This window comes from Flavobacterium sp. AC105 (assembly GCF_979258495.1).
In genome coordinates this window covers 3,822,319-3,847,303 of the sequence record NZ_OZ409860.1, presented here as the reverse complement: position 1 = coordinate 3,847,303, position 24,985 = coordinate 3,822,319, and the positions used below count along the sequence as shown (strand labels likewise).

Here is a 24,985-nt window from a genome sequence, read left to right as displayed (position 1 = left end):
TAGTTTAATTAATACTTGATTGTTAAAGGGTATATTGGTATGCCCATAGAATCAAAACAATTTGTAAGGGCAAACGTACAAATAAAATCCATTTTGGCAAGCCGAAACTTGCTTTTTTATTTTGAAACATAAATAAATTCGCAGGAAAGATAGCAACTAGCAATGCTATAATTCCCCAGGCAGCATAATTTGAGGTGTAGGAAATTGTAAGGAGAATGCCCAATATTATTTCGGCAATTCCGCTTAAAAGGTTAATTAATTTGGGGTTTTTAAATATTGGCGGAATGATTCTGATATACATTCCGGGACTTCTGAAATGATTAAATCCGGCAATTATATAAAGAAAAGCCATTACGTACAAATGCCAGGGTAAATTCATGATAGGTTATTGTTTATCACGAATTTATAAAAAAATTAACAATTACTGTGTTACAGTGGTATTTTTTTTAATTCTTGGCAAAAAGGATTACTTTTTAGGCTTAAAATTTACATTCATAATAATTATGGCAAAAATAATTAAAACGATTCCAACCCATTGAGAAAAGATAACTTTTTCATTCAAAAGGAAATAAGCCATCATTACAGAAACAGGAAGTTCAAGTGCAGAAACGATACTTCCCAAACCAATTCCGGTTAACGGAAAACCTGCAGTCATTAACATCGGAGGAATAATAGTACCAAATAAAGCCAGGACAATTCCCCATTTCATGAAAATTTCAAGATTAAATGATCCAGCCTGAGTTGCAAATGCGAATGAAAATACGATTATAGCACCGCCTAAAAGCATATATAAACTTCGTTGTGCAGATGAAATTTTAGTTGCTACGCGGTTTGCAGTAAACATTGTTGTAGTAAATGAAGCTGCTGCCAAAATTCCCCAAACAAGACCTCTCCAATCCAGTTTTACATCATTATGAATAATATTGGTTGCTAAAACAGTACCAATAAGTACAATGAAAACAGCTATTACTTTTTGTTTGGAAGGCAGTTTTTTTTCTAAAATCATTTCAAGCAAAACACCCATCCAAACGGTTTGCATTAATAGAACGATACCAATAGATACGGGAATATATTTTACAGCCAAATAATAAAACAAACTTGTCATTCCTAAAGAAGTCCCGGCAAGCATTAAACTGAATATGTTTTTTGATGTTGCTTTTACAACATTTTCTTTATGTTTTATTTTCTGGAAAGCGTTGATTATTAAAATACCAATAATTCCTAATACAAATTGAGATGTTGTTACTTCGGCAGTTGTATATCCTTCTGAATAAGCCATTTTTACAAAAGTGGCTAACATTCCATAAGTTGTGGCTCCTATTGCAACTAAAAATACTCCTTTTAATACATTATTTTGTGACATCTTAACTTGTTTGTTTTAAAAAATTAAAGCCGGCAAAGATAGTCTATTTTATTTAAGATTTAATAGAAAACAGCAGTAAACGTTATTATTAATAGTGTTTTTGGGTTTCTGTTATACTTCAAAATGAGAATTTGACAGAATAAAAAAACCATCAAAATTAGATTTTGATGGTTTTATAATGTCTCACAGAATAATTCTCTTACTCTGTTCGTTATTTTATAAAAGAATTATTTGGGTTGATTTTGATACATTTCGATTTCAAAAATCAAAGTTGCATTTGGCGGAATAACGCCTCCGGCACCTTTTTCACCATAGGCTAAATTAGCAGGAAGATAGAAAATTGCTTTTTCTCCATCAGTTAAAATATCCAAAGCTTCGATAAAACCAGGAATCATGCCGTCTTTTTTTCCTGCTGTAAAAGGAAAAGCCTGATATCCTTTTTGAGCATCTCTGTTTGCATCATATTTACCATATGCTTTTGCAACTTCGGCTTTGCTGCTGTCAAAAAGATTTCCGTCTTCAAAATATCCTGCATAATGAAAATAAATAGTAGATCCTTCAGCTGGTTTTACACCATTTCCTTTTTGAGTTACCACATATTTTAAACCAGACGCAGTTGTTACAGCATTAGGTTTTGCAGTTGCAAAATAAGCTGCTTTATCAGTTGCTACTTTTTGACTTTCTGCTTTTTTAGATTCTTGTTTTTTAACATCATCAGTAAAAACTTTTACAGCATCAAACTTTTTGGCAGCAGCACCTTTGCGTGTAATGGTGATTTTTGTGATAATATCATCCTGAACAATTTTATTAACAACGCTCATTCCTGAAACTACATGACCAAAAATGGTATGTTTTCCGTTAAGCCATTGTGTATCTTTATGTGTGATGAAAAATTGGCTTCCGTTTGTTGCAGGTCCTGAATTGGCCATTGCCAGAACTCCGCCTTTATCAAATTTTAATTCAGGAACAAATTCATCTTTAAATGAATATCCGGGATCTCCGGAACCGTTTCCTTGCGGATCTCCACCCTGAATCATAAAATCATTAATAACTCTGTGAAATTTTAATCCGTCATAAAAAGGTTTTCCTTTAAGTTTTTCCACTTTTACATAAGGATTTTTACCTTCTGCCAAAGTAATAAAGTTTGCAACTGTTACAGGAGCTTTTACATATTCTAATGATAAAACAATATTGCCTTTTGTTGTTGCAATAGTTGCAAAAATACCTTCATTAAGATTTGTTGCAGCAGCTGTTTTCGTTGTTGTTGCAGCTTTAGGCTTTGCAACAGGTTTTTTTGTCGTTTGTGCTTGAATATTTACGATCGCCAAGCAAAATAAAAATAGAAATTTAAACTTCATTTTGTTTCGAATTTAAGTCTATGTTAGTTTTATAAATATACTATTGTGGTTTTTCTAATAATTGAATTTCGAAAATAATATTAGCATTTGGCGGAATCACGCCTCCGGCTCCTGTTGCTCCATATGCCAGGTGAGACGGAATAAATATTGTTGCTTTGTCTCCAAATGAAAGCTGTTCAATTCCTTCGATAAATCCAGGAATCAGACCTTGTTTGCTTCCTGCAGTAAATGGAATTGGCTGATATCCTTTTGCTTCAGCTCTCGCTGCATCGTATTTTCCAAAAGTTTTATTTACTTCTTCTACACTTGAATCAAATAAAGTTCCATCTTCTAAGAAACCTGAATAATGAATATAAACCTGAGTTCCTGTTGCTGGTTTTTTACCAGAACCTTTTTCAGTGATTACAAATTGTAAGCCACTATTGGTTTTTGTTGCTTTTGCTTTTAAAGCGGCAAGAGCAGCTGCTTTTTCTTTCTGAATTCCTGCGTATTTGCTTTGTTCTTTTGCTATTTCTGAAAAATAATCGTGAAATACTTTTACGGCATCAAACTTTTTAGCAGCTTCACCATTTCTAATAATCGTTACAGAAACAATAGTATCGCCTTGTTTTACCTGATTTACTACTTCTTGTCCTTTTTCGACTACGTGACCAAAAATGGTATGTTTTCCGTTTAGCCATGGCGTTTCAACATGTGTAATAAAAAATTGGCTGCTGTTTGTTCCGGGACCATTATTTGCCATTGCCAGAACACCTGCTTTGTCAAATTTTAAATCCGTAATTTCATCTTTAAATTTATATCCTGTATCTCCAGAACCAGTTCCTTCCGGATCTCCGGTTTGAATCATGAAATCTTCAATAACTCTGTGAAATTTTAATCCGTCATAAAAAGGTTTCTTTTTTAAGTAATCTTTAGTTACAAATTCATTTTTACCTTCAGCAAGCGTTACAAAATTAGCAGCAGTAATAGGTGCTTTTTTATAGTCTAATTCAACAATAATATGTCCTTTGTTGGTTTCAATATCCGCATACAGACCATCAGGCAAATTGCTGTGTTCATCTTTACAAGAATAAAATGAGGTAACGGCTAATAGTAATAATAAAACACTTTTTTTCATTTTTAAAATGGTTTTTTAGTTTATTGTATCTTTTTTAGTTGGAACTGCTGGTTTTACCGCTGCAGATCTTGGTGTTAGAGGTTTTGGAGTTTGGCCCACTACTGCTGGCGCAACTGCAGTTGTTTGTCCTGCGGGAGCTGCCGTTTGCGGAGCTGCCGGATCAGGAACAAAATTACGAAGCGTCACCGTGCAAATTAAGGATTGATTGGTTCCTATTTTTTTATTGTCTCCGTGATATCCGTAAGCGATGTGCGATGGAAACAAGAATGTTACGGTTTCGTTTTTATGCATTAATTTAATACCATCACGAAGTCCCATCATAATATCCTGTTTGTCTACATAATAAGTCTGCGGACCAAGATCTGCTTCAGAATAAATGATTTTGCCATTTATATCTTTTACTTCTAAATTGTAATAGGCAATATCTCCTTTTTTTGGAGTTGAAAGATCAGTTGAATTTTTTTCGTCATAATACAGCCAATATCCTTTTCTTGTCGCGTAATATTTTATTTTCGGACTGCTTTTGATGATTTTTTTAATGACATCTTCTTCGCTTCCTATTAATTTTTTATTTCTGTCAATTGATTTCTTCATAAAAGTACCGGAAGCCTGAGAAATAGGTCTTCTCGCTTCTTCGTGTTGCTTACAGCTAACCAATAAAACAGCAAAAAGTAGAGTGTAAATGCTTAGTTTTAAGTTCATATTTGGTTATATTTTTAGTTTTGTTACTAAATCTTCAAATTTTTTCAGGGTTTCTTCCATTGAAGTTTCTGATCTTCCGCCAGCTGCATTGCTATGGCCTCCACCATTAAAATAATCTCTGGCAAACTGATTTACATCAAATCCTCCTTGTGAACGGAAAGATATTTTTATAATTTTCTCATCTTTATTTTCGATAAAAATAGCAGTAAAAACAATACCTTTTATACTTAGGCCATAATTAACAATTCCTTCCGTGTCTCCTTTTACATAATTAAAAGAATCAAGTTCTTCCTGAGTAAGCGAAGTATAAGAAGTTTTATGGTCTTCAAGAACTTTCATATTCTGTAAAGCACGACCCAATAATTGCAGGCGGCTGTAAGAACTGTTATCAAATAACAAAACCGGAATTTCAGTATTTTCTACGCCTAAATCAATTAATTCTGCGATGATTCTATGTGTATTTCCTGTTGTTCCCGGAAAACGAAAAGAACCGGAATCAGTCAATATTCCGGTATAAATACAAGTTGCGATATTTTTATCGATGTCTTGTTTTTTATCCAAAAATAAAATGAAGTTATAAATCATTTCGCAGGTAGATCCAAACGAAGTATCAGAATACATAAAAGCGGCATAATCATCAGGTTTTTGATGATGATCGATCATGATAAATGGAGCCGTTAATCTAGCAAGAGTATGTTCCATCTCGCCTGTACGATGAAAAGCATTAAAATCGAGGGTAAAAATTAATTCGGCCTCTTCTAATATTTTAGTGCAGTTTTCTTTGTCTTTTTCAAATATTTTCACGGTTTCAGAACCTGGCAGCCAGGCTAAAAAATCAGGAAAATCATTTGGGGCAATCACGGTTGCATGGTGATTATTTTTTAATAAAAAATAGTATAAAGCTAATGTAGAACCCATGGCGTCACCATCAGGGCCTCTATGCGGTATTATAGCGATTTTCTTTGGAGTTGCGAGTAATAATTGTATCGCTTGAATATCTTGTATTTTCATAGTGTGCGAATTTACATTTTTTTAATGTAATGTTGAAATCATTTTACAGATTAACACACTTTTATAAGTTAGAAGTTATTAGTTATGAATTATGGGTTTGAAATTTATTACTGAATGATTTGAATTGGGTTTTAAAGTTCCGGAGGAACGATTTATTTTGTAGCAACGGATTTTAATTCGTTGATTGTTTGGTTAAAATTTGTTGATTTGAATTGTGAATCGTTACGCAGATAAAACGGATTTGCAAGCGAAAACGGGGATTTCAACGGATTTTTTAATTCAGTTGAAGCTCAATAGTCGGGAGATAATTTATTTTGTAGCAACTAATTTTAATCCGTTGAAAATAATGATTTATGCGTTTGGAATTTGGAATTTTATTTTTTGAAATTTCTATTTGCTTTTAGGGTTTGGAGTTTAAAAAACTGGAATTTATTTTTCGATACAATCTGCGATTTATAAATACCAACAGAACCAGAAGAAAAGTAAGCAACAGTACACGCAATAGCAATGAAAATTCCGGGTTGGATTCCAAATAATTCCATTCCCATAATCGTGCAGGCGATAGGAGTGTGGGTCGCGCCCGAAAATACGGCAACGAATCCTAAACCGGCCAAAAATGCTATTGGCAACGGGATAATTAACGATAAAGCACTTCCTAAAGTGGCTCCTACAAAAAATAGCGGAGTTACTTCGCCACCTTTAAATCCGGCTCCTAAAGTAAAACCAGTAAATAGTATTTTGAGTAAAAAATCATACCACGGATTTACATTCGAAAAAGAATCCACAATCACAGGAACGCCTAATCCGGAGAATTTTGTGAACCCAAAACCTGCAATTGCAATCGCTAAAACTATTCCGCCAATAAAAGGTCTTAACGGCGGATATTTAATGTTGGAAAAAAGTGAACCCCAAAAATGAGTACTTCTTGAAAATAATAAAGCAGCAAAACCAGATAAAATACCCATTATAATAACATAAGCTAATGTTGAAATACTAATTTCAGGAACAACAGGAATGCTGTAATGTGTATGTTTTACTTGCCAAAATTCTACTGTAAAATAAGCTGTATAAGCGACCAGAAAAGATAAAACAATGCTTTTTAGATTGATTTTACTGAAATATAAAACCTCTAAAGCAAAAATAGCGCCCGTTAGCGGAGTTCCAAAAACAGAAGCAAAACCAGCACTGATTCCGAGGATGATTAAAATTTTTCTTTCAGAATTGTCTAATTTAAAAATCTTTGTAAATTGATCTGCAATTGCGCCGCCCATTTGTACGGCTGTGCCTTCACGGCCTGCAGACCCTCCAAATAAATGTGTAAGTAAGGTTCCTAAAAGTACTAAAGGAGCCATTTTAAACGGAATTGTTTCTTTAGGATTTTCGTATTCTTCGAGCAATAAATTATTGCCTTTTGTTACAGATTCTCCCCAATAATAATAACTCAAACCAACCAATAATCCCCCAAAAGGTAAAAACCAGATAATCCAATCGTGATGAATTCTAAATTGCGTAACCCATTCCAGTGAAACTAAAAAAAATGCTGATGCAGATCCGGACAAAATACCTGTCAAAATACAAATGAGAATCCATTTGAAAGTTGTCAGGAATATTTCTTTTAGTTTTTGAGATGTCATTAATTATTTAGAAAAAAATTAGCCACAAATTTAACAAATTTTCACAAATTAAAAAAGCTAGATAAAAATTGAAATTTTTTAAAGGTTCACCAAAAATAATCTTTTTAAATCTTTTAACCTCCGGCAAAAAAATAATTCTATCTAATTTGTGAAATTCATGGCAAAAAAACATTTATTGCACAACAGCAGTAAATTCAATTTCAACTAAATATTCTGGTGCAACCAATTTGCTTATCTCATAAAAACCGGTTGTAGGTTTTACATCTTTAAAAAAGGCAGAATGTGCTCTTGCAACGTCTTCAAAAGTAGCAATATTGGTAGTAAAAATTCTGGTTCTGATAACATCTTTCATTCCAACATTTAAATCTTCCAGTACTTTTTCAACACGCTCAAGAATATTATAAGTTTGTGCATACGCATCGTCAGCTTTTACTTTTTCGCCATCGACAATCGCTACAGTTCCTGAAACCTCAATGATATTGCCAATTCTTACGGCACGGCAATAGCCCATTTTGTCTTCCCACGGTGATCCTGTTAAGATATTCTCTCTTTTCATTTTTTTTGTTTTTTTGAATTTGTTCTGAATGTATAAGAACAAATTCGGGTTAGTTAATTTCGCTGCAATTTAAAAAATATGCAACTGAAAAGAAGATAAAATTCTTTGAAATCAAACTGTAAAATATTCTTTTTTGTGATATTTTCTAAAGTACTATTCTATTTGATTTCCTTCATAGAGGCGTAGTTTATTTTTAGTAACGATAAGGTTTTGCTGCAAAACTTCGATCTTATTTAATAAATGATAAATGGCATCAATACCTTCTAAATTAATTTTAAGATCATAATGCATTCGGATCATTTTTTCGACTGTAGGCAATTGTTCCGGATGCAGATATTCATCATTTTCCTGAATAATAATCTCAACCAAACCATAATTATTCAGCTCTGTTATAAAGGTATTTTCAATTTCATGATACACACAAAATTGTTTTATCTGGATTAAGTTTTTACTATTCATGATTTCTTAATTTAGCTAATTCCTGGAACAATTCTTTTTCTTTTGCGGATAATTTTGTTGGCGTTTTTAAAGTATAAGTAATGTACAAATCTCCAAATTGGTTCTCTTTTTTATAAATCGGAAAACCTTTTCCTTTTAGCTTAACTTTAGTTCCGGTTTGAGTTTCTGCAGGAACTTTAATTTTTACTTTTCCGTCAAAAGTATTTACGTAAATTTCTCCACCTAAAATTGCGGTGTACAAATCAAGCTCCACATCTGAATAAAGATTATTGCCTTCTCGTTTAAAATCAGAATTATTATCAATTAAAAAAGTAATATATAAATCTCCGTTTGGACCGCCATTTGCACCAGGTGCGCCATGATTTGGAATTTTTATAATCTGTCCGTTTTCTACACCGGCGGGAATTGTAATTCGGATATTTTTGCCGTTTACAGTTAAATTTTGTTTGTGCGTAGTATAAGCTGATGCTAAATCCAATTGCAGCTCGGCATTAAAATCCTGCCCTCTGTATTTAGCCTGACTTCTCGAACTTCTTCCTGCGGATCCATACATAGAATTGAAAAAATCAGAAAAATCACTTCCTGAAAAATCACCTCCGCCAAAACCGGAAAAATCCTGATTGCTGTCTTGCTGTTGTCTCGAATATTGTTGTTGGTTAGGATCGTAACCTGCTTTTTCAAATTCATCAGCATGTTTCCAGTCTTTTCCGTATTTATCGTATTTTTTACGATTTTCGGGATTACTTAAAACTTCGTTTGCTTCATTTATTTCCTTGAATTTTTTCTCAGCTTCTTTATCATTCGGATTCAAATCCGGATGATATTTTCGGGCTGCTTTTCGATACGCCTTTTTTATCTCAGCTTCAGTTGCTGATTTGGTGATCTCTAGTGTTTTATAATAATCAATAAAATCCATTACTTTGCTATTTTTACTAAAATTAAACAAAATAATGGATTTATGAAAGCGTAATCAGGATATAAAATCCAATCTAGCGAAAGAAATTGTAATCATGTATATGATCATACATATCTATAATTTCCAATTTATATGGTTTTTCACTTAAAGGCAATTTATCAACATCAACATAAAATGAATTACCAGTGATATTGCTCACGGTCAGTACTTTATTTTGGTTGCTATCGTATACAATAGCCGATTTTAAGGTTTTATTCGCAGTAACATCGATTTTATCAACGGCAATAGATTTTGATGCATCAACCAGATATTCAACTTCATGATATCTGTTAATCATTAGTCCCAACGTAACAGTTTGCATTTTTTTGAATACGTTATAATATCTTGCACCCATTTCTCTTTGACCGGCTGCATCAAAATGTATGGCATCAAAATTATTGTTAGATTTTGAAATCACCGTTGGAAATTCTGAATCAGCAAAACCTGTATTTAATACTCTGTTTGGAGTGTTTTTTATAATATTCTGCTGTGCTCTTGCATTTCCGGTATTATTGACCCAATACGCAACCATACCGCCAAGTATAAACGGAACTTCCTGAATATCTTGCTGATGAATATCACTACGCATATCTGCAATCATTTTATCAAGTGTTTTTTGATAATCGGCCCAGCCAACGTTCGCTTCACCCTGATGCCAAAGTATAGCCGATAATCTGCTTCCTGGAAAATTATCCAAAACATAATTTACCCTTTGCATCGCATCTGTATATAAGTTCTGACCTTTTGTCCAGTATAAAATACTGCTTGCCGCATAACCACAAGGAATAATTAAAACCTTCCTTTTTGAATTTTTAAGGACATCATTTACATATAAGTTTGAAAATGTAGTAACAAAACCAACTCTGTCTGTTGGTTGCTCTTGTCCAGAAATCCAATGCTGGTTTTCCAGGTGCAATTTTGTAATCTTGTCCGTCAAATCTGTTAAGAGAATAAACCCTTGTGCTTACAGTATCGATCGCTTTATTAAGCTGATACCCATAATGTGTATTCGATTGACCAGCAACTAAAATGATATCATATCCTTCATTATTTTCTAAGCCGGAATTTGTATTATTTTGTGCTGTTGATATTTGGAAACAAAAAAGTAATAATAGTAGTTTTATATATTTCATTTTGTTATTTTTTAATAATTTTTAATTGCTCAACAACATTATTTTCAAGTGTTACTGATACAAGGTGAATTCCTGTTTGAAAACGATTTACTGATATTACAGCCACATTTTCGTCATATTGATTTTGAAATTCCAATTGCTGACTTTGATTATAAATAGCGATACTTTTAATTTTTGATGTTGCAGATACCGTGATATCATCAATTGCAGGATTTGGATAAATTGATACATTTTCTGTTTCAATTGTTGGTTCAATCATTTTTGATGTACTCACTTTTTGAGCTGTTACATCATTTTTGACAGTCATTCTCAGAAATTCATTATAATATCTTGATCCCATTTCTCTTTGGCCAGCGGCATCAAAATGAATATCATCAAAATTATTATTTGGTTTTGAGATTACCCTTGGAAACTCTGAATCAGCATATCCTGTATTTTGTACTCTGCCAGGAGTGCTTTTAATAATTTGCTGTTGTTTTTTTCTGTCAGCTGTATAGTTAGCCCAATACGGAACCATGCCGCCTAATATAAATGGAACTTCCTGAATGTTTTTTTGAACAATATCAGATCGCATGTCACCAATCATTTTATCAAGTGTTTTTTGATAATCGGTCCAGCCAACATTCGCTTCGCCCTGATGCCAAAGTATAGCGACTAACTTACTTCCCGGAACATTTTGTAAAACGTAATTTACCCGTTGCATGGCATCTGTATATAGGTTCTGACCTTTTGTCCAGCTTAATATACTGCTTCCGGCATAACCGCAAGGAATAATTAAAACCCTTCTTTTTGAATTCTTTAAAATATCGTTTGCATAAAGATTAGAAAATGTAGTAACAAATCCAACTCTGTCAGTTGCTCGTGTCCAGAAATCCAATGCCGGTTTTGCAGGCGCAATTCTATAATCTAATCCGTCAAATCTGTTCAGAGCATATACTCTAGAACTTACAGTGTCTATGGCTTTGTTAAGTTGGTAGCCATAATGAGTATTTGATTGACCGGCAACCAAAATTACATCATACGAAACATCATTGGCATCTGTTGGAACTTTTGTAGTTTGTGCAACAGCTGTCCTTAATCCCAAAACAGTTAACAGGATTGTAAAAAATAATAGTGTAGTTTTCTTCTTCATTAATTCTTTATTTAGTTGTCTTAAAAATCTCATTTACCATTTAAATCTGAAATAGATTTGTAAATAAAGTGTGATATTTTTTGCAAAGGTAAATTCTTTAATTTCGGTTTTTTCTTATTTTTTGCTAAAATATTCTTCTAAGGAAAAGAAAAGTCTTATCTTAATAATGATTAAACGTATTGGTCTGTTAATAAAAATGGATTTAACCGCACAAAATGTTTAATGGAAGGTTTTTCGTTAAACTATTGTTTATTAAATAGTTGAAATGTTATTCTTTATTTAAAAAAAATCAATTTTTGGGCTTTAAGGGAGTAGTAGTTAATTTGGCAAGTTTTTTGCTTCAAAAAATTAAGCTAATATATTGTTATAAAAGTCTTAAAGTCGTACAGCCTAATTAAATTATGTTATTTTTGCGAAGCTATACTTTAGATTTTATAAAATTATAAAAGCCGATTTCGATAATACTTTTTCAATGAAGCACATTTTATTTTTCATATTACTTTTTACAGCTGTAACAGTATCAGCACAGACAGAATTTAGTACAAAATTCAAGTCTATTCCTGCGCCAAAGTTTAGCGCAAAACCGAAAAAGACACCACTTCCCGAGGTCAAAGATCCTCAGGCAGATAATCTGGATGTTCCAAGTATCAACACACCAAATGTTTTTGATAACACGACGAACATTATGCCTAAATCACAACTTCAGGTAGGAGCAGAAAAAAGTAAATTTACAATGTCTACAGAAACTGATTTTGCCAATCCCGGCGATCGTTATGTCGCTAAAATGGAAAAAGATGTAGACAGAGCTTTAAAAGATGCAGGTTTAAGAGAAGGCCGCGGACAATTAGTCAAGAAAAATATTTCTTTGGGAGAATTTAAAACCAAGTCGCAATATTTTATTGTAAAATTCCGTGATTTTGGGGCAATCGATGGCGATTTAGTAAAAGTATCTTCAAACGATCAGGTTATAAAAGAGCAATTATTTTTAGATTCTAATTTTAAAGATGTAAAAATAGTACTCGTAAATGGTTTTAATAAATTAGATTTTGAAGCCCTGAATATTGGAACATTAGGAGGCAACACTGCAGAAATTCAGGTTTACGACGATAAAGGCGCATTAGTAACCAATGATTATTGGGACAATCTTGCTGCCGGATTTAAAGCTTCAATAATAGTTACGAAAGAGTAATCTTTAAGATACTAAGTTGCTAAGGTTCTGAGTTGCTAAGTTTAAAATCTTAGGTCCTTAGCAACTCAGAATCTCAGAACCTTTTTATAAACCTTCTTTCAAATGTTTATAATTAGATTTAACTGTATCTAAAACTTCTTCCATTTTACCGCCAAGCATTAATTTTGTCATAGATTTTGCCATACCAACAACTTGTTTCCATTCTACTTTTGGTGGCATTGCGAGTGCATCCGGATTTGTAAAAATATTTAGTAAAACCGGACCATTATGTCGAAAAGCATTTTCAATTGCAGCTTCGACTTCTTCCGGTTTATGAACATTTACACCCTGAAAACCCATTGCCTGAGCAATTAAAGCAAAGTCAGGATTAACCATATTCGTTTCGTTATCGGGTAAACCACTTACTTCCATTTCAAGTTTAACCATTCCCAAAGCCTGATTATTAAAAACTATAATTTTGACAGGAATATTATATTGATGAATAGTCGCCAAATCACCCAATAACATAGACAATCCGCCATCGCCACACATCGCAATAACTTGTTTTTCAGGATGTGCCAGAGCTGCACCAATTGCCATTGGCATTGCATTTGCCATTGATCCGTGATTAAAGGAACCCAGCATTTTTCGTTCGCCGGTAGCTTTAATAAAACGGGCTCCCCAAACGCAGGTCATTCCGGTATCTACCGTAAAAATCGCATCTTTATTGGCTAATTTATCAATGATATGAGCCACATATTCTGGCTGAATCGTGTCTTCTCCGCCATTATCATCAATATAAATGTTCATATTTTCTTTTACACTTTCGTAGAATTTAAGCTGTGCCTGTAAAAAGCTATCATCTGTTTTGGTGTCTAATAATGGCAATAAAGCTTCTATAGTATCAGCCACATCACCACATAATCCCATATAAAGATTAGCTCTTCGGCCTAAACGTTCTGTGCTTGTATCGATTTGGATGATTTTATTGTCTGTAGGCATGAATTTATCATACGGAAAATCAGTTCCTAACAATAAAACCAAATGTGATTCGTGCATACTATGATAAGCAGAAGGCTGACCAAGTAAACCCGTCATTCCTATTTCGTTAGGATTATTAGGCTGAATGCTCATTTTTCCACGGAAAGAATATCCTACAGGAGCTTTAATGTGTTGGGATAATTGCACCACCTGATCGTGTGCCTTTTCTGCTCCAATTCCGCAGAATAAAGTTATTTTGGTACTTTCATTTATAGCTTTTGCCAATTGTTGTAATTCAAAATCAGAAGGTCTGATAACTGGATTACAATGAAAATATTGGGTAGAGATATTGCTTTCAACCGCTTTTAATTCCGAAACATCGCCGGGCAAACCAATTACGGCAACACCTTTTTTGCCCAATGCGTGCTGAATGGCCGTTTGTATAATTCGGGGTGCTTGTTCAGCCGTCATAATCATTTGGTTATAACAACTGCAATCATCGAAAAGCTTGGTCGTATTGGTTTCCTGAAAATAATCCATTCCCATTTCGCTCGTATTAATTGTCGATGCAATGGCTAACAGAGGTATATGCGAGCGATGCGCATCATACAAACCATTAATTAAATGCACATGTCCCGGGCCGCAGCTTCCGGCGCAGACCGCAAAACCATCTAATTCGGCTTCGGCAGCTGCGGCATAGGCACCAACTTCTTCATGGCGAACATGAATCCATTTTATTTTTCCGTTTCTGCGAATGGCATCATTAAAATGATTTAAACTATCACCGGTAACGGCATAAACGCGTTTTACCCCAGCTTCTACCAACATATCAACTAATTGTTCTGCAACTATTTTACTCATCGATTGTATTTTTAAAATTAATATTGAGATCGTATAAACATTGGTTATGATAGTTTACTTTCTTTAATGATTACATTTTAAAATACATTTGGTTAGGATGTAAAAGCGATTTTGGTATGTGTCTATAAATTTAAGGAAATCTAAGGGACTAAGGTTCTAAGTTGCTAAGTTTTTTTTAAAAGAAGGTACTAAGATGCTAAGATTCTGAGTTGCTAAGTTTTTTTTTAAAAGAAGGTACTAAGATGTTAAGATTCTGAGTTGCTAAGTTTTTTTTATAGAAGGTACTAAAATGCTAAGATTCTGAGTTGCTAAGTTTTTTATTTTAAATTCAAAGCAAAAAGGTTTAAAAAATAATGTGTAAAACTTTATTTCTTAAACCTTTTTTAATCTTAGAGTCTTAGCAACTCAGAATCTTAGCATCTTAGTGTCTCAGCATCTTAGACTAAAACGGATTCGCAGTAACTCTAAACTTCATATCTGCTTTTACAGTTACATCTTTGGTAAGTGTTTCTTTTAGAGTAACCTGAGTTCTGATTTTGTATTTATCTGCTTTAATGTATTGATCAAGTCTTTTATCGGTGCAAACCAAATCAATCATATTAGTAGTTTCGGTTATATTATCCTGATACGCCAATTCTATTTCGTCAGAATCAGTTGTTGAAATATACAAATGAATAGATTTTAAAAACGTAAATGTTTTGTCAGCAGGATTTGTAATCGTTAGTTTCAGTGATTTTAGTTTTACATCTTTCACTAAACTCGCCTTGGTTTTATTGTTTGCAAATTCAGCCGATGAATTTGTAGTTACGTCAGGCGTAATAATTTCAGTTGGTAAGTTAATAGGAGCAGTACTTTTTATCTGAATTGAGGTTTCGTTAGAGATAGTAAAGCTCAATAAATCATCAACAGCACTACAAGAATTTAAGAATAAAGACAAGAAAAGAGAAAGGGCAATTATTTTTGATTTCATAAAATGGGGTTTTCCTTAAAATACGTTTTTATTTGAAGGTTGGTTTTTTCTTTTTGAGGTTAAAAGGGAGAAATGTTCAAAGGGACAAAGTTTTTTTTGAAGGTACTAACTTTTAAAAGTATAGAATAAAGAAAAGCAGTAATAAAATCACAAATTTTTAAAACCTTTGAACCTTTGTAACTCTGAACCTTAGTACCTAAAAATCGGAACGGTGAAAAAAAATATTTTTTTCACCGTTCCGATTTTTCAATTTCGAATATAAAAAGTATTTTTGCGCATGCAACACAACGTACTTATTTTAGATTTCGGATCGCAATATACACAGCTTATTGCGCGTAGAGTTCGCGAATTAAATATATTCTGCGAAATTTTCCCTTACAATCACTTTCCTAGTGATTTATCACCTTATAAAGCCGTAATTTTAGGAGGAAGCCCATTTTCTGTTCGTGCAGAAGACGCTCCACATCCTGATTTATCTCAAATTCGAGGCAAACTACCTATGTTGGCAGTTTGTTACGGAGCACAATATTTAGCCCACTTTAGTGGAGGTGAAGTAGCTGCTTCGAACACCAGAGAATATGGTAGAGCTAATTTATCTTATATTAAAGAAGGTGAAACTTTCTTTAACGGAGTTTCAGAAAATAGCCAGGTTTGGATGAGTCATAGCGATAGTATCAAGGCTTTGCCAACAAATGCGGTAAAATTAGCAAGCACGCATGACGTAGAATATGCTGCTTATAAAATTGATGGCGAAACTACTTATGCCATTCAATATCACCCGGAAGTTTTCCATTCTACAGATGGATCAAAAATGCTGAAAAACTTTTTAGTAGATATTGCCGAAGTTCCTCAAAACTTTACACCAAACGCTTTCGTAGAAGAAATGGTGGGAGAATTAAAAGAGAAATTAGGAAACGATAAAGTAGTTTTAGGATTGTCAGGCGGAGTAGATTCTACTGTAGCGGCAGTTTTATTACACCAGGCCATTGGTAAAAACTTATACTGTATTTTCGTAAATAACGGTTTACTTCGTAAAAACGAATTCCAAAATGTATTAGATCAATACAAAGGAATGGGATTGAACGTAAAAGGAGTAGATGCCGGAGATCGTTTCTTAAGCGAATTAGCCGGAATCAGTGATCCTGAAACCAAACGTAAAACAATTGGGCGTGTATTTATCGAAGTTTTTGATGATGAATCACACTTAATCGAAGACGTAAAATGGCTGGCGCAAGGAACTATTTATCCTGACGTAATCGAATCAGTATCTGTAAAAGGACCATCGGCTACCATTAAATCACACCATAATGTGGGTGGATTGCCGGATTATATGAAATTAAAAATTGTAGAACCACTTAGAATGCTTTTCAAAGATGAAGTAAGAAGAGTTGGAGCTACTTTAGGAATAGATCCTGAATTATTAGGAAGACACCCTTTCCCGGGACCAGGTTTATCAATCAGAATTTTAGGAGATATTACTCCGGAGAAAGTTCAGATTTTGCAGGATGTTGACGCTGTTTTTATCGACGGATTAAAATCCTGGGGATTATACGACAAAGTTTGGCAAGCCGGAGCAATTTTGCTTCCGGTAAACAGTGTTGGTGTAATGGGCGACGAGCGTACTTACGAAAAAGTAGTAGCGCTTAGAGCTGTAGAATCAACAGATGGTATGACGGCTGACTGGGTTCATTTACCTTATGATTTCTTGATGAAAGTGTCAAATGACATTATAAATAAAGTAAAAGGCGTGAACCGTGTGGTTTACGATATTAGCTCAAAACCACCAGCAACAATTGAGTGGGAATAGTATTGTTTTTCAAATTAAGGCGTTACATTTGTAATGCCTTAATTTTTTAAACCTACTATTTATGAGAGACTTTTTAACGATTTCTCTTGTCTTTATTTTGTCTTTTAACAGAATAACTGCGCAAGATTCAATTATTGAACATAAAATTCAAAAAGGAGAAACCGCTTATTTTATTGCCCAAAAGTATAAAGTTTCGGTTGATGAAATTTACAAACTCAACCCCGAGTCTCAAAACGGAATCAAAGACAATCAAATTATTAAAATTCCGGTTCACGCTGCAGAAAAACAAAATTCAAACCAACAAAATACTCATATTGTTGTTGCGAAAGAAACGCTTTATAGCATTTCGAAAAAATACGGAGTTACGGTCGAAGCCCTTAAAGATGCAAATCCAGTTCTTGCCAACGGACTTCAAATTGATCAGGAATTAAGTATTCCGCAAAAAACTGCAAATATTTCCAAAACAGAAAGTACAGCTTCTTCAAAAGTGACCCATCAGGTTGTTGCTAAAGAATCGCTATTTAGTATTGCGAGGGAATATAATGTTTCGGTTCAGGATTTGGAAAATCTCAATAAAGATCTTCTTCAAAACGGATTGCAGATTGGTCAGACGATTTCAATTCCAAACAAAAGAAAAACCCTTGACGGAAGAGTTCGTGTAATTAATCAGGAAACAATTTTTCATGTGGTTGAACCAAAAGAAACCAAATTTTCGATTGCCAAAAAATACGAAATTTCAATCGATCAGTTAGAATCTCAAAACCCTGAAATCGTAAACGGATTAGTGGTTGGGAATAAATTAGCCATTAATACCAAAGAAATTAAACCCATAAACGAAAGCGAAGAACTAATGTTGGCTCTTGCCGAAAAACAAGTTGTGGTTGAAAAAGGAAAAGCTAAAACCGTAGAAATTGATGATTTGAAAGACAGATTGGTTGTACAGAAAGAAATGAATCAGAAAATTATAAAAATTAATGATTTGAAAGTCAATCTGAATGACATGAACGGTTCTAAAGAAAACTCGGTTGAAAAACTGCGTTTGGTTCTGGAAGCCAATAAAAATGTACAGGATATTTTAATGGCAAAATTAGATTCGTTAGTCAATACCATGAATAATGATTTAGTTGATTTAAAAAGAATGGACGTTTTGAATGTCGATGAATCAAAACGTTTAGAAAAACAATCGTATGAAAGCATCGGGAAAACCAACGAATTATCATCTCAATTAAAGAAAGAATTGGCTGAAAACCGAAAAGCATACGCCGGTTTAATGAACAAAGTAGAAAAAATTGCCGTTGAGGAAAATCAGGAATACAAGAAAAAAGTCCGCGAAAACGAGAAAAATAAACCGTCAGTTTCATTGCAGAAACGTCTTTTTTTAGAAGATATTAAACAATATAAAATAGAACAGGAGCAGGGAGATGCACAAAACCAGCTTTTGATTGCTAAAATTGATTCGCTGGATACACAGAAACAAATTGAGGTAAAAAGACATATCAGCAAAGCTTCTTTTTATAGTATGGAAGCCAGAAAATTTGATGATAAAGTTGCTCTGATAAAATTGAAAAAGTATCAGGATGAGGCCGTTAAAAATCAAAGTAAAGCCAATTCTGCTGAGGTTTCAAAAACAATTTCGCTAGAAGAAATGAAGCGTGAACTAAAGGAAAACCCGCTTAAAAATGGCAAAACAATAAAGGTTGAAGTTTTTGATAATCTTAAAGAAGTTTCAAATGGGTATTACTTAGTTTTAGGTATATTTACAGACGCATCTCTAAGAGATCAGTTGATTATCAAACTTATTGATTCAGGCGATTTTAACGCTAGTTTTTTCTTTAATATTAATAGTCTTTCTTACTATGTTTACTCAGATAAGTATCAAAATATGGAAGAAGTTTTATATCAATGCAAGAAAAAGGAAGAAGATGAGTTATATAAAAATATAATTATTGCTAAAGCAGAAATTGATCTGAGAGAATAAATTAGCAAAGAATTAACTAGTGGCTCGAATTTTGTTTTGAACAGAAATTAGTAACTTGTTTTTTGAATTAGAAATTAAATTGTTTAAACCCTACTATGAAATATTATTCAACATTATTGTGTCTTGTTTTTTTTATTACCTGTTCTGCTTTTTCACAGGAAAAAGTGGTGAAATACACGGTTGCAAAAGGAGAAACGATTAACGAAATTGCTGTAAAATTTAAGGTTACGCCTTATGATATTTATTCCTTAAATCCGGATGCACGAAATGGAGTAAAACCTAGCACGGTTTTGTTAATTCCGACAAATGCTTCTAAAGCTGCATCTAAATCAGAAGTTGCGGCAGCGAAACAAACTGGAAATACAAAAGAAGTTATTCATGAGGTTCAGCCAAAAGAAACTTTTTATAGTATCGAAAAAAAATACAGTATTTCTGATGAAGCTTTAAAAGCGGCAAATCCTTTTCTTGAAAAAGACGGTGTTCAAATTGGACAAAAATTGGTGATTCCGGCAAAAGGTTCAGCTCCAAAAACGGTTTCAGCAGTTAATAAAACAGCTAAACCTACACAGGAAAAATACATTTATCATGATGTTGTTGCAAAAGAAACCAAGTATTCAATTGCAAAACGATACAATACTACAATTGAAGATTTGGAAAAACGCAATCCGGAAATTGTGGCAAATTTACCTATTGGATATCGTTTGACTATAAAAGGAACAGCGCCTAAAACAGAAACTTCGGCTCAAACGGTTACAAATGCTGCTAAACCGGCCGAAACTAAAAAACCGACTGATGGTCCTAAAAAAGCAATTTCTTATATGGAATATCAGGTGAAGCCAAAAGAAACTTTTTATAGTTTAGGAAGAACTTTTCATATCAGTCAGGAAGAATTGACGGCTTTAAACCCGGAACTTTCTGAAGGCGTAAAAGAAGGAATGGTTTTAAAAGTTCCGGCAGGATATTTAGCCCCGGCTCCAATTATTCCTCAGGCAAAACCTGTTGAAAAACCTGCAGAACAGGCAATTGAAAAACCAGCTGAAAGAACGAATACAGGAGGTATACAAATTATTGATAAAGTGAAATCTGAAACTGTTTCTGCCAATCCTGAAGTAGTAGAATTGACAAAAAAGAGAGGTCAGACAGAACGTAAAAAAGTAGTTTTATTGTTGCCTTTTAACCTGGCAAAAATGCAAAATGATACCACAAGTGCTGCCAACAGAATTAAAAATGATAAGTTTTTGAATATGACGCTTGATTTTTATTCAGGAGCTATGATGGCAATCGATTCGGCAAAAGTTTTAAAATTGCCAATAGATGTTTCGATTTATGATTCTCAGGAAACTAAAAGTAATTCGAATATTTCGGGTTTAATAAATAAATTGCAGGATGCTGATGCTGTTGTTGGACCATTTTATCAAAGTAATGCCGAAGCCACAGCAAACTCATTACGTTTGTATAATGTTCCTGTAATTTCGCCATTATCAAAAGATTCTGCAAATCCAATTGATAATTTATATCAGACCATTCCATCAAACGATGTGGTTAAAAATGCGGTTTTCGATTACATGCGTTCTAAAAATGGAAACATTGTAGCAGTTGTAGATAAGAAAAAAGAATCTGTTGTTAATTACATCAAACAAAATCAAAAAGGAGTTGTATTTGCTGCTTTATCAGAAACCGGAGGTCTTGATGTAGCAAACCTGAAAAGTTTGTTATTGCCAAACCGAATGAATTATGTTGTAATGGAAACGGCTAATACTGCGATGATTAAAACAACCATAAAGGCTTTATTGGATTCGCAAAAAACATGTCAGGTTCAATTGGTAATTTTAGAACCAAACAGCACACTTGATACGGATGAAATTAGTTTTGAAAATTTAGTAAAATTGAAATTAATGTATCCGTCAGTGACCAGAGAAAGTGACGAACAGCCTGTTTTAATTTTTGAAAAAGAATACAGACTGAAAAACAAAGTGAACCCAAATACGTATGCAACAAGAGGATTTGATGTAACTTTTGATACGATGATGCGTTTGGTTCAGGGAAAAACATATCAGGAAACAGCAGATTTAATGACAACAGAACAAGTTGACAATAAATTTCAATTTTATAAAAAAGAAGACGGCGGACACGCTAATAAAGGTGTTTACATTTTATATTACGACACCGATTTAACTTTAAAAGTAGCAAATTAATGACATCAAAAGTAACCTATTTAGGCGATTTAAGAACAAAATCAATTCATGTGCAATCAGGAAGCGAAATCATTTCTGACGCGCCACTAGATAATAACGGAAAAGGAGAGGCTTTTTCTCCAACAGATACAGTTGCCAATGCTTTAGCAAGCTGCATGATGACTATCATGGGTATCAAAGCGCGTGATTTGAATGCAGATTTCGTTGGTTCCACAGCCGAAGTAACTAAAATAATGAATGCTGAACCAAGACGAATTGGCGCTATCGAAATTGTTTTTGACATGCAAGGTGTTGAAGATCAAAAAAACAGAACAATTCTGGAACGTGCGGCAATGACTTGTCCGGTATTTTTGAGTTTAAGTTCAGAAATTGATAAAAATATTACTTTTAACTGGAAGTAATTTTTTAAAATATACAATACGAAAAAGGCACTTTTAAAGTGCCTTTTTTTATGCCCTGAAATTCGTTTAAATCGTAAGCCAGACTCTCTAATTCTACTGTTTTTGAAAGTAATAAATTAGCTTATAATCCATTATGAAATTTCTTTCTTGCTAACTTCTTAATTTTCAATATGTAGTATTTTTTCTAAATGTGTTCAAACACATTTGGTAAAATTGATTATTTATGAAATTTACTATAGGAAAAATAGTATAAAAAATTAAAATTTTCATATTTTTTGTGTTCGAACACATATTTTTTAATTTTTTTATTGTCACTTAAAATACATTATTTACTTTAGTCAGAAATAAGCCAGTTTATGTTTTGCTTTTTATTGAAATAACAGTTTTTTAATCAACAATTTAACATTAATAAAAAACAATGTACTATTTGATTTTAGAAATCTAAACAGCAATCAGGCTTCATTTTTTTATATAGAAATATTGCAATATTTAATTATATATTTTTTTTAACTATTAATCCAAAATATCAAAATTATGAAAGTCAAAAAAATTACATTTATTATTTTATTTTGCTTTGTACACGGTTTTTCCCAGACGTATGTTTCTACAACCGGAAATGATACAAGTGGTACAGGTACAGCCGCTTTACCATTTAAAACTATTGTAAAAGGAGTTCAGGCAGCTCCGTCTGGAGGAACTGTATTAGTGCTTTCAGGAACGTATCCTGTAACGGGGCCCATTTATGTTGGAAAACCATTAACAATACAAAAAAGCGGTTCGGGTGCTGTGGTTGTCAATGCTTCGGGCTGGACAAGTACAGATACTTATGTATTAGGAATTGTAAATACAAGCAGCGTTACCATTGATGGTTTAACGATATCAAATAAAATTGGTAACGGAAGTAAAGGAATTTGGATTCTGGCAAATTCCGGCGCAACAGCCAATCTCAACAACATTACAATCAAAAATTGTGTTGTCTCAAACATCGGGTGGATTAGTAATAATCTTTCTTCAATCCCTGCCAATAGCGGAATTGTTGCAAACGCCATAAAAGTAGATGCAGGAAACGGAACTTACGCCATTACCAATGTAAAAATTGATAATAATGAAGTAAGCAATTGCGCTACGGGTTGGGGAGAAGCGGTAACGGTGACAGGAAACGTAAACGGGTTTTCGGTTTCCGGAAATACAGTTTATAATATTGCGAATATTGGTATTGTGGCTGCCGGAAATTATACTTCGACCGGAGCAATAAGCAACAATCAGGCACGAAATGGAGTCATTGCATCAAATGAAGTTTTTAATTGTATGAGTGCAGTTGCCAATAGTGCCGGTATTTATGTAGACGGTGCTTTAAATGTTACCGTGCAAAGAAATGAAGTTTACAGATGTGGAGTGGGAATTGCTGTAGGATCTGAGCAAAATACGGCAACAGGAAATGGCGGTCAGTCTACTGGTCATATTGTAAACAACAATTCAGTTTACAATAATGTCATTACAGGAGCCATTTTTGGAGGTGTTATTGGCAGCGGTTACACCACAAGCGTTGGCAATACCAAAATTTTTAATAACACTTTTTATAAAAATAGAACCGGTGCGACTATCAATGGCGTAACTACTATTGCAGGTACGGCAGTAAGTACAATTGCTAATATTTACGGAGGTGAAGTACATCTTCAAAACAGTTCGGGAATTACCTTCAAAAACAATATTCTATATGCTACAAATAGCAAAAAATTACTTTTGGCCTCTTCTGGATATACGGTTTCGAGTTTTGTATCCAACTATAATCTGTTTTACAGAGAGGGTACAACAGATTTTACCATCGATTTAACGGGAGTAAGTTTCAATGGAAGTACAACAACAGGATCTTATAATCCGACGACATTTGCAACAGCAACAGGTCAGGACGTAAATTCTGTAGTAGGATTGCCAGGATTTACAAATGCTGCAGCTTTTAATTTTACGCTGGCGACAGGAGCTTTTGCTGCAGATAAAGGAGATCCAACTTATAACAGTACGTATTCAGGAACATTAGATTTTGATGATGACATTCGCAAGAGAAATGGACGCATAGATATTGGATGCTCAGAATTACAGACAGGTTCTACATCAAAAAAAGCACCTTCAACAGAAGTTGCTGAAGAAATTGCCCCAGGTTTTGCTGTTTTTCCTAATCCGGCTTCAGATATAATTACAGTTAATTTTGGAAAAGAGATTAAAACAGCAACCGTTTCTGTGTTAGATTTAAACGGCAGAGTACTTTTAAAAGGAGAATATAATGCAGTAAATTCAGCAACCATTAATGTTTCTGATTTGAAAAAATCACAATTGGTTATTCTTCAGATTAATGCTGATAATGAATTAACAAATAATAAAATATACCTAAAATAAAAAAAGCTTTTTGGGAGCAATGGAGATTTTCTCTTTTGCTCCTTTTTTTTATTTTTAAAATTCCGTACCTTTTTAGAATGAAAAATTATACAGTAAATCATATCGAAGAAAACATTTTGCAAATAAATGGTTTAGGAGATAATCCGCTTTGGAGTAATGCAGCGGTTTTAACTGATTTTGTTTCTCCCTGGGATGATGTAAATCCCGATAAAATTGAATTTAGAGCTTTATGGGATAGCAAAAACATCTTTTTTTGCTATAAAGTTTATGATGCCATTGTGCACATAGATGCACAAGATGACTCTATTGACAGCATTGGAGAATCTGACAGGGTAGAAATTTTTTTCAGGACTGATGAAAACCTGAATCCTTATTATTGCATCGAAATTGATCCAACATCCAGAATCATGGATTTTAAAGCATCTCCCGCTAAAAAATTTGACTTTGACTGGAATTGGCCTGAAAATGATATCATAGTAAAATCAAATATCAAAGAAGATCATTTTGTTGTAGAAATAGCCATTAGCATTCAGTCTTTAAAAAACTTTCATTTAATTAAAGACAATGTCATTGAAGCAGGACTTTTCAGGGCAAAATATAAAAAACAGTCCAATAATCTCTATGAACCAACCTGGATTACATGGGTAAACCCAAATACGGAAACACCAAATTTTCATATTGCCAGTTCTTTTGGAACTTTGACTTTGGAATAATTAAAAATTGAGAATTAAAAATTAAAAATTCAATTTGAAGTTTATATAATCAGGATTTTTCAAATAGCTATGTGTTTAAATTTTTTCACGCAGATTT

Annotated in this window: 21 protein-coding genes; 7 read left to right on the top strand and 14 right to left on the bottom strand. The window is 33.4% G+C overall.

Features of this window, described 5'->3' with window-relative positions; genetic code table 11:
• Window positions 1-22 precede the first annotated feature (22 nt).
• The 12 genes from ACZ0AH_RS15810 to ACZ0AH_RS15755 all read right to left on the bottom strand — a co-directional run bounded on the left by ACZ0AH_RS15810 (window position 23) and on the right by ACZ0AH_RS15755 (window position 11,420).
• Window positions 23-379, bottom strand: coding sequence for a DoxX family protein (locus ACZ0AH_RS15810; protein ID WP_463476759.1), 357 nt, complete (start codon window positions 377-379; stop codon window positions 23-25).
• A gap of 87 nt (window positions 380-466) precedes the next feature.
• On the bottom strand, window positions 467-1,363 hold the full coding sequence (locus ACZ0AH_RS15805) for an EamA family transporter (protein ID WP_463476758.1): 897 nt from the start codon (window positions 1,361-1,363) through the stop codon (window positions 467-469).
• A 227-nt stretch (window positions 1,364-1,590) separates the two neighbouring features.
• A complete protein-coding gene (locus tag ACZ0AH_RS15800) occupies window positions 1,591-2,721 on the bottom strand; it encodes a peptidylprolyl isomerase (RefSeq protein WP_463476757.1) in 1,131 nt (376 codons plus the stop codon).
• Window positions 2,722-2,761: 40 nt separating this feature from the next.
• The gene (locus ACZ0AH_RS15795; RefSeq protein ID WP_463476756.1) at window positions 2,762-3,838 is read right to left on the bottom strand and encodes a peptidylprolyl isomerase; all 1,077 of its coding nucleotides are present in this window, start codon (window positions 3,836-3,838) and stop codon (window positions 2,762-2,764) included.
• A gap of 15 nt (window positions 3,839-3,853) precedes the next feature.
• Window positions 3,854-4,540 carry a gliding motility-associated peptidyl-prolyl isomerase GldI gene (gene gldI, locus ACZ0AH_RS15790; protein WP_463476755.1) on the bottom strand — a complete coding sequence of 229 codons (687 nt, stop codon included), beginning with the start codon at window positions 4,538-4,540 and terminating at the stop codon, window positions 3,854-3,856.
• Window positions 4,541-4,546: 6 nt separating this feature from the next.
• On the bottom strand, window positions 4,547-5,551 hold the full coding sequence (locus ACZ0AH_RS15785) for a DHH family phosphoesterase (protein WP_463476754.1): 1,005 nt from the start codon (window positions 5,549-5,551) through the stop codon (window positions 4,547-4,549).
• A 374-nt stretch (window positions 5,552-5,925) separates the two neighbouring features.
• Window positions 5,926-7,185, bottom strand: a complete 1,260-nt coding sequence (locus ACZ0AH_RS15780) for a voltage-gated chloride channel family protein (protein WP_463476753.1) — start codon at window positions 7,183-7,185, stop codon at window positions 5,926-5,928.
• A 172-nt stretch (window positions 7,186-7,357) separates the two neighbouring features.
• Window positions 7,358-7,741: a RidA family protein gene (locus tag ACZ0AH_RS15775; RefSeq protein ID WP_463476752.1), complete on the bottom strand. Its 384-nt coding sequence runs from the start codon at window positions 7,739-7,741 to the stop codon at window positions 7,358-7,360.
• A gap of 153 nt (window positions 7,742-7,894) precedes the next feature.
• Window positions 7,895-8,200 (bottom strand): chaperone modulator CbpM, encoded by a 306-nt coding sequence (locus tag ACZ0AH_RS15770; RefSeq protein WP_463476751.1) that lies wholly within the window; start codon window positions 8,198-8,200, stop codon window positions 7,895-7,897.
• The gene (locus ACZ0AH_RS15765; RefSeq protein WP_463476750.1) at window positions 8,193-9,116 is read right to left on the bottom strand and encodes a DnaJ C-terminal domain-containing protein; all 924 of its coding nucleotides are present in this window, start codon (window positions 9,114-9,116) and stop codon (window positions 8,193-8,195) included. The genes ACZ0AH_RS15770 and ACZ0AH_RS15765 overlap by 8 nt, the downstream gene beginning before the upstream one ends.
• 73 nt (window positions 9,117-9,189) lie before the next feature.
• Window positions 9,190-10,071, bottom strand: coding sequence for a sialate O-acetylesterase (locus ACZ0AH_RS15760; RefSeq protein WP_463476749.1), 882 nt, complete (start codon window positions 10,069-10,071; stop codon window positions 9,190-9,192).
• Window positions 10,072-10,292: 221 nt separating this feature from the next.
• Window positions 10,293-11,420, bottom strand: coding sequence for a sialate O-acetylesterase (locus tag ACZ0AH_RS15755; RefSeq protein ID WP_463476748.1), 1,128 nt, complete (start codon window positions 11,418-11,420; stop codon window positions 10,293-10,295).
• 472 nt (window positions 11,421-11,892) lie between these two features.
• Here ACZ0AH_RS15755 and ACZ0AH_RS15750 point away from each other — a divergent pair, with 472 nt between their 5' ends.
• Window positions 11,893-12,609 (top strand): hypothetical protein, encoded by a 717-nt coding sequence (locus tag ACZ0AH_RS15750; RefSeq protein ID WP_463476747.1) that lies wholly within the window; start codon window positions 11,893-11,895, stop codon window positions 12,607-12,609.
• A gap of 84 nt (window positions 12,610-12,693) precedes the next feature.
• On the opposite strand, the gene ACZ0AH_RS15745 is transcribed toward ACZ0AH_RS15750, so the two are convergent.
• Both ACZ0AH_RS15745 and ACZ0AH_RS15740 read right to left on the bottom strand, forming a co-directional pair.
• Window positions 12,694-14,430, bottom strand: a complete 1,737-nt coding sequence (locus tag ACZ0AH_RS15745; protein ID WP_463476746.1) for a thiamine pyrophosphate-dependent enzyme — start codon at window positions 14,428-14,430, stop codon at window positions 12,694-12,696.
• Between the two features lie 442 nt (window positions 14,431-14,872).
• Entirely contained in the window at window positions 14,873-15,400 is a 528-nt protein-coding gene (locus tag ACZ0AH_RS15740) for a hypothetical protein (RefSeq protein WP_463476745.1), read from the bottom strand.
• A 277-nt stretch (window positions 15,401-15,677) separates the two neighbouring features.
• Here ACZ0AH_RS15740 and guaA point away from each other — a divergent pair, with 277 nt between their 5' ends.
• From guaA to ACZ0AH_RS15710, 6 genes are all read left to right on the top strand, one after another.
• On the top strand, window positions 15,678-17,207 hold the full coding sequence (gene guaA / locus ACZ0AH_RS15735) for a glutamine-hydrolyzing GMP synthase (protein ID WP_412041782.1): 1,530 nt from the start codon (window positions 15,678-15,680) through the stop codon (window positions 17,205-17,207).
• A gap of 61 nt (window positions 17,208-17,268) precedes the next feature.
• The gene (locus ACZ0AH_RS15730) at window positions 17,269-19,185 is read left to right on the top strand and encodes a LysM peptidoglycan-binding domain-containing protein (protein WP_463476744.1); all 1,917 of its coding nucleotides are present in this window, start codon (window positions 17,269-17,271) and stop codon (window positions 19,183-19,185) included.
• A gap of 95 nt (window positions 19,186-19,280) precedes the next feature.
• Complete coding sequence (locus ACZ0AH_RS15725; RefSeq protein ID WP_463476743.1) at window positions 19,281-21,380, top strand: PBP1 and LysM peptidoglycan-binding domain-containing protein; 2,100 nt, start codon at window positions 19,281-19,283, stop codon at window positions 21,378-21,380.
• Window positions 21,380-21,781, top strand: a complete 402-nt coding sequence (locus ACZ0AH_RS15720; protein ID WP_463476742.1) for an OsmC family protein — start codon at window positions 21,380-21,382, stop codon at window positions 21,779-21,781. The genes ACZ0AH_RS15725 and ACZ0AH_RS15720 overlap by 1 nt, the downstream gene beginning before the upstream one ends.
• A 534-nt stretch (window positions 21,782-22,315) precedes the next feature.
• The gene (locus tag ACZ0AH_RS15715) at window positions 22,316-24,175 is read left to right on the top strand and encodes a T9SS type A sorting domain-containing protein (protein WP_463476741.1); all 1,860 of its coding nucleotides are present in this window, start codon (window positions 22,316-22,318) and stop codon (window positions 24,173-24,175) included.
• A 77-nt stretch (window positions 24,176-24,252) separates the two neighbouring features.
• Window positions 24,253-24,888 carry a carbohydrate-binding family 9-like protein gene (locus ACZ0AH_RS15710; protein ID WP_463476740.1) on the top strand — a complete coding sequence of 212 codons (636 nt, stop codon included), beginning with the start codon at window positions 24,253-24,255 and terminating at the stop codon, window positions 24,886-24,888.
• Window positions 24,889-24,985: the final 97 nt, after the last annotated feature.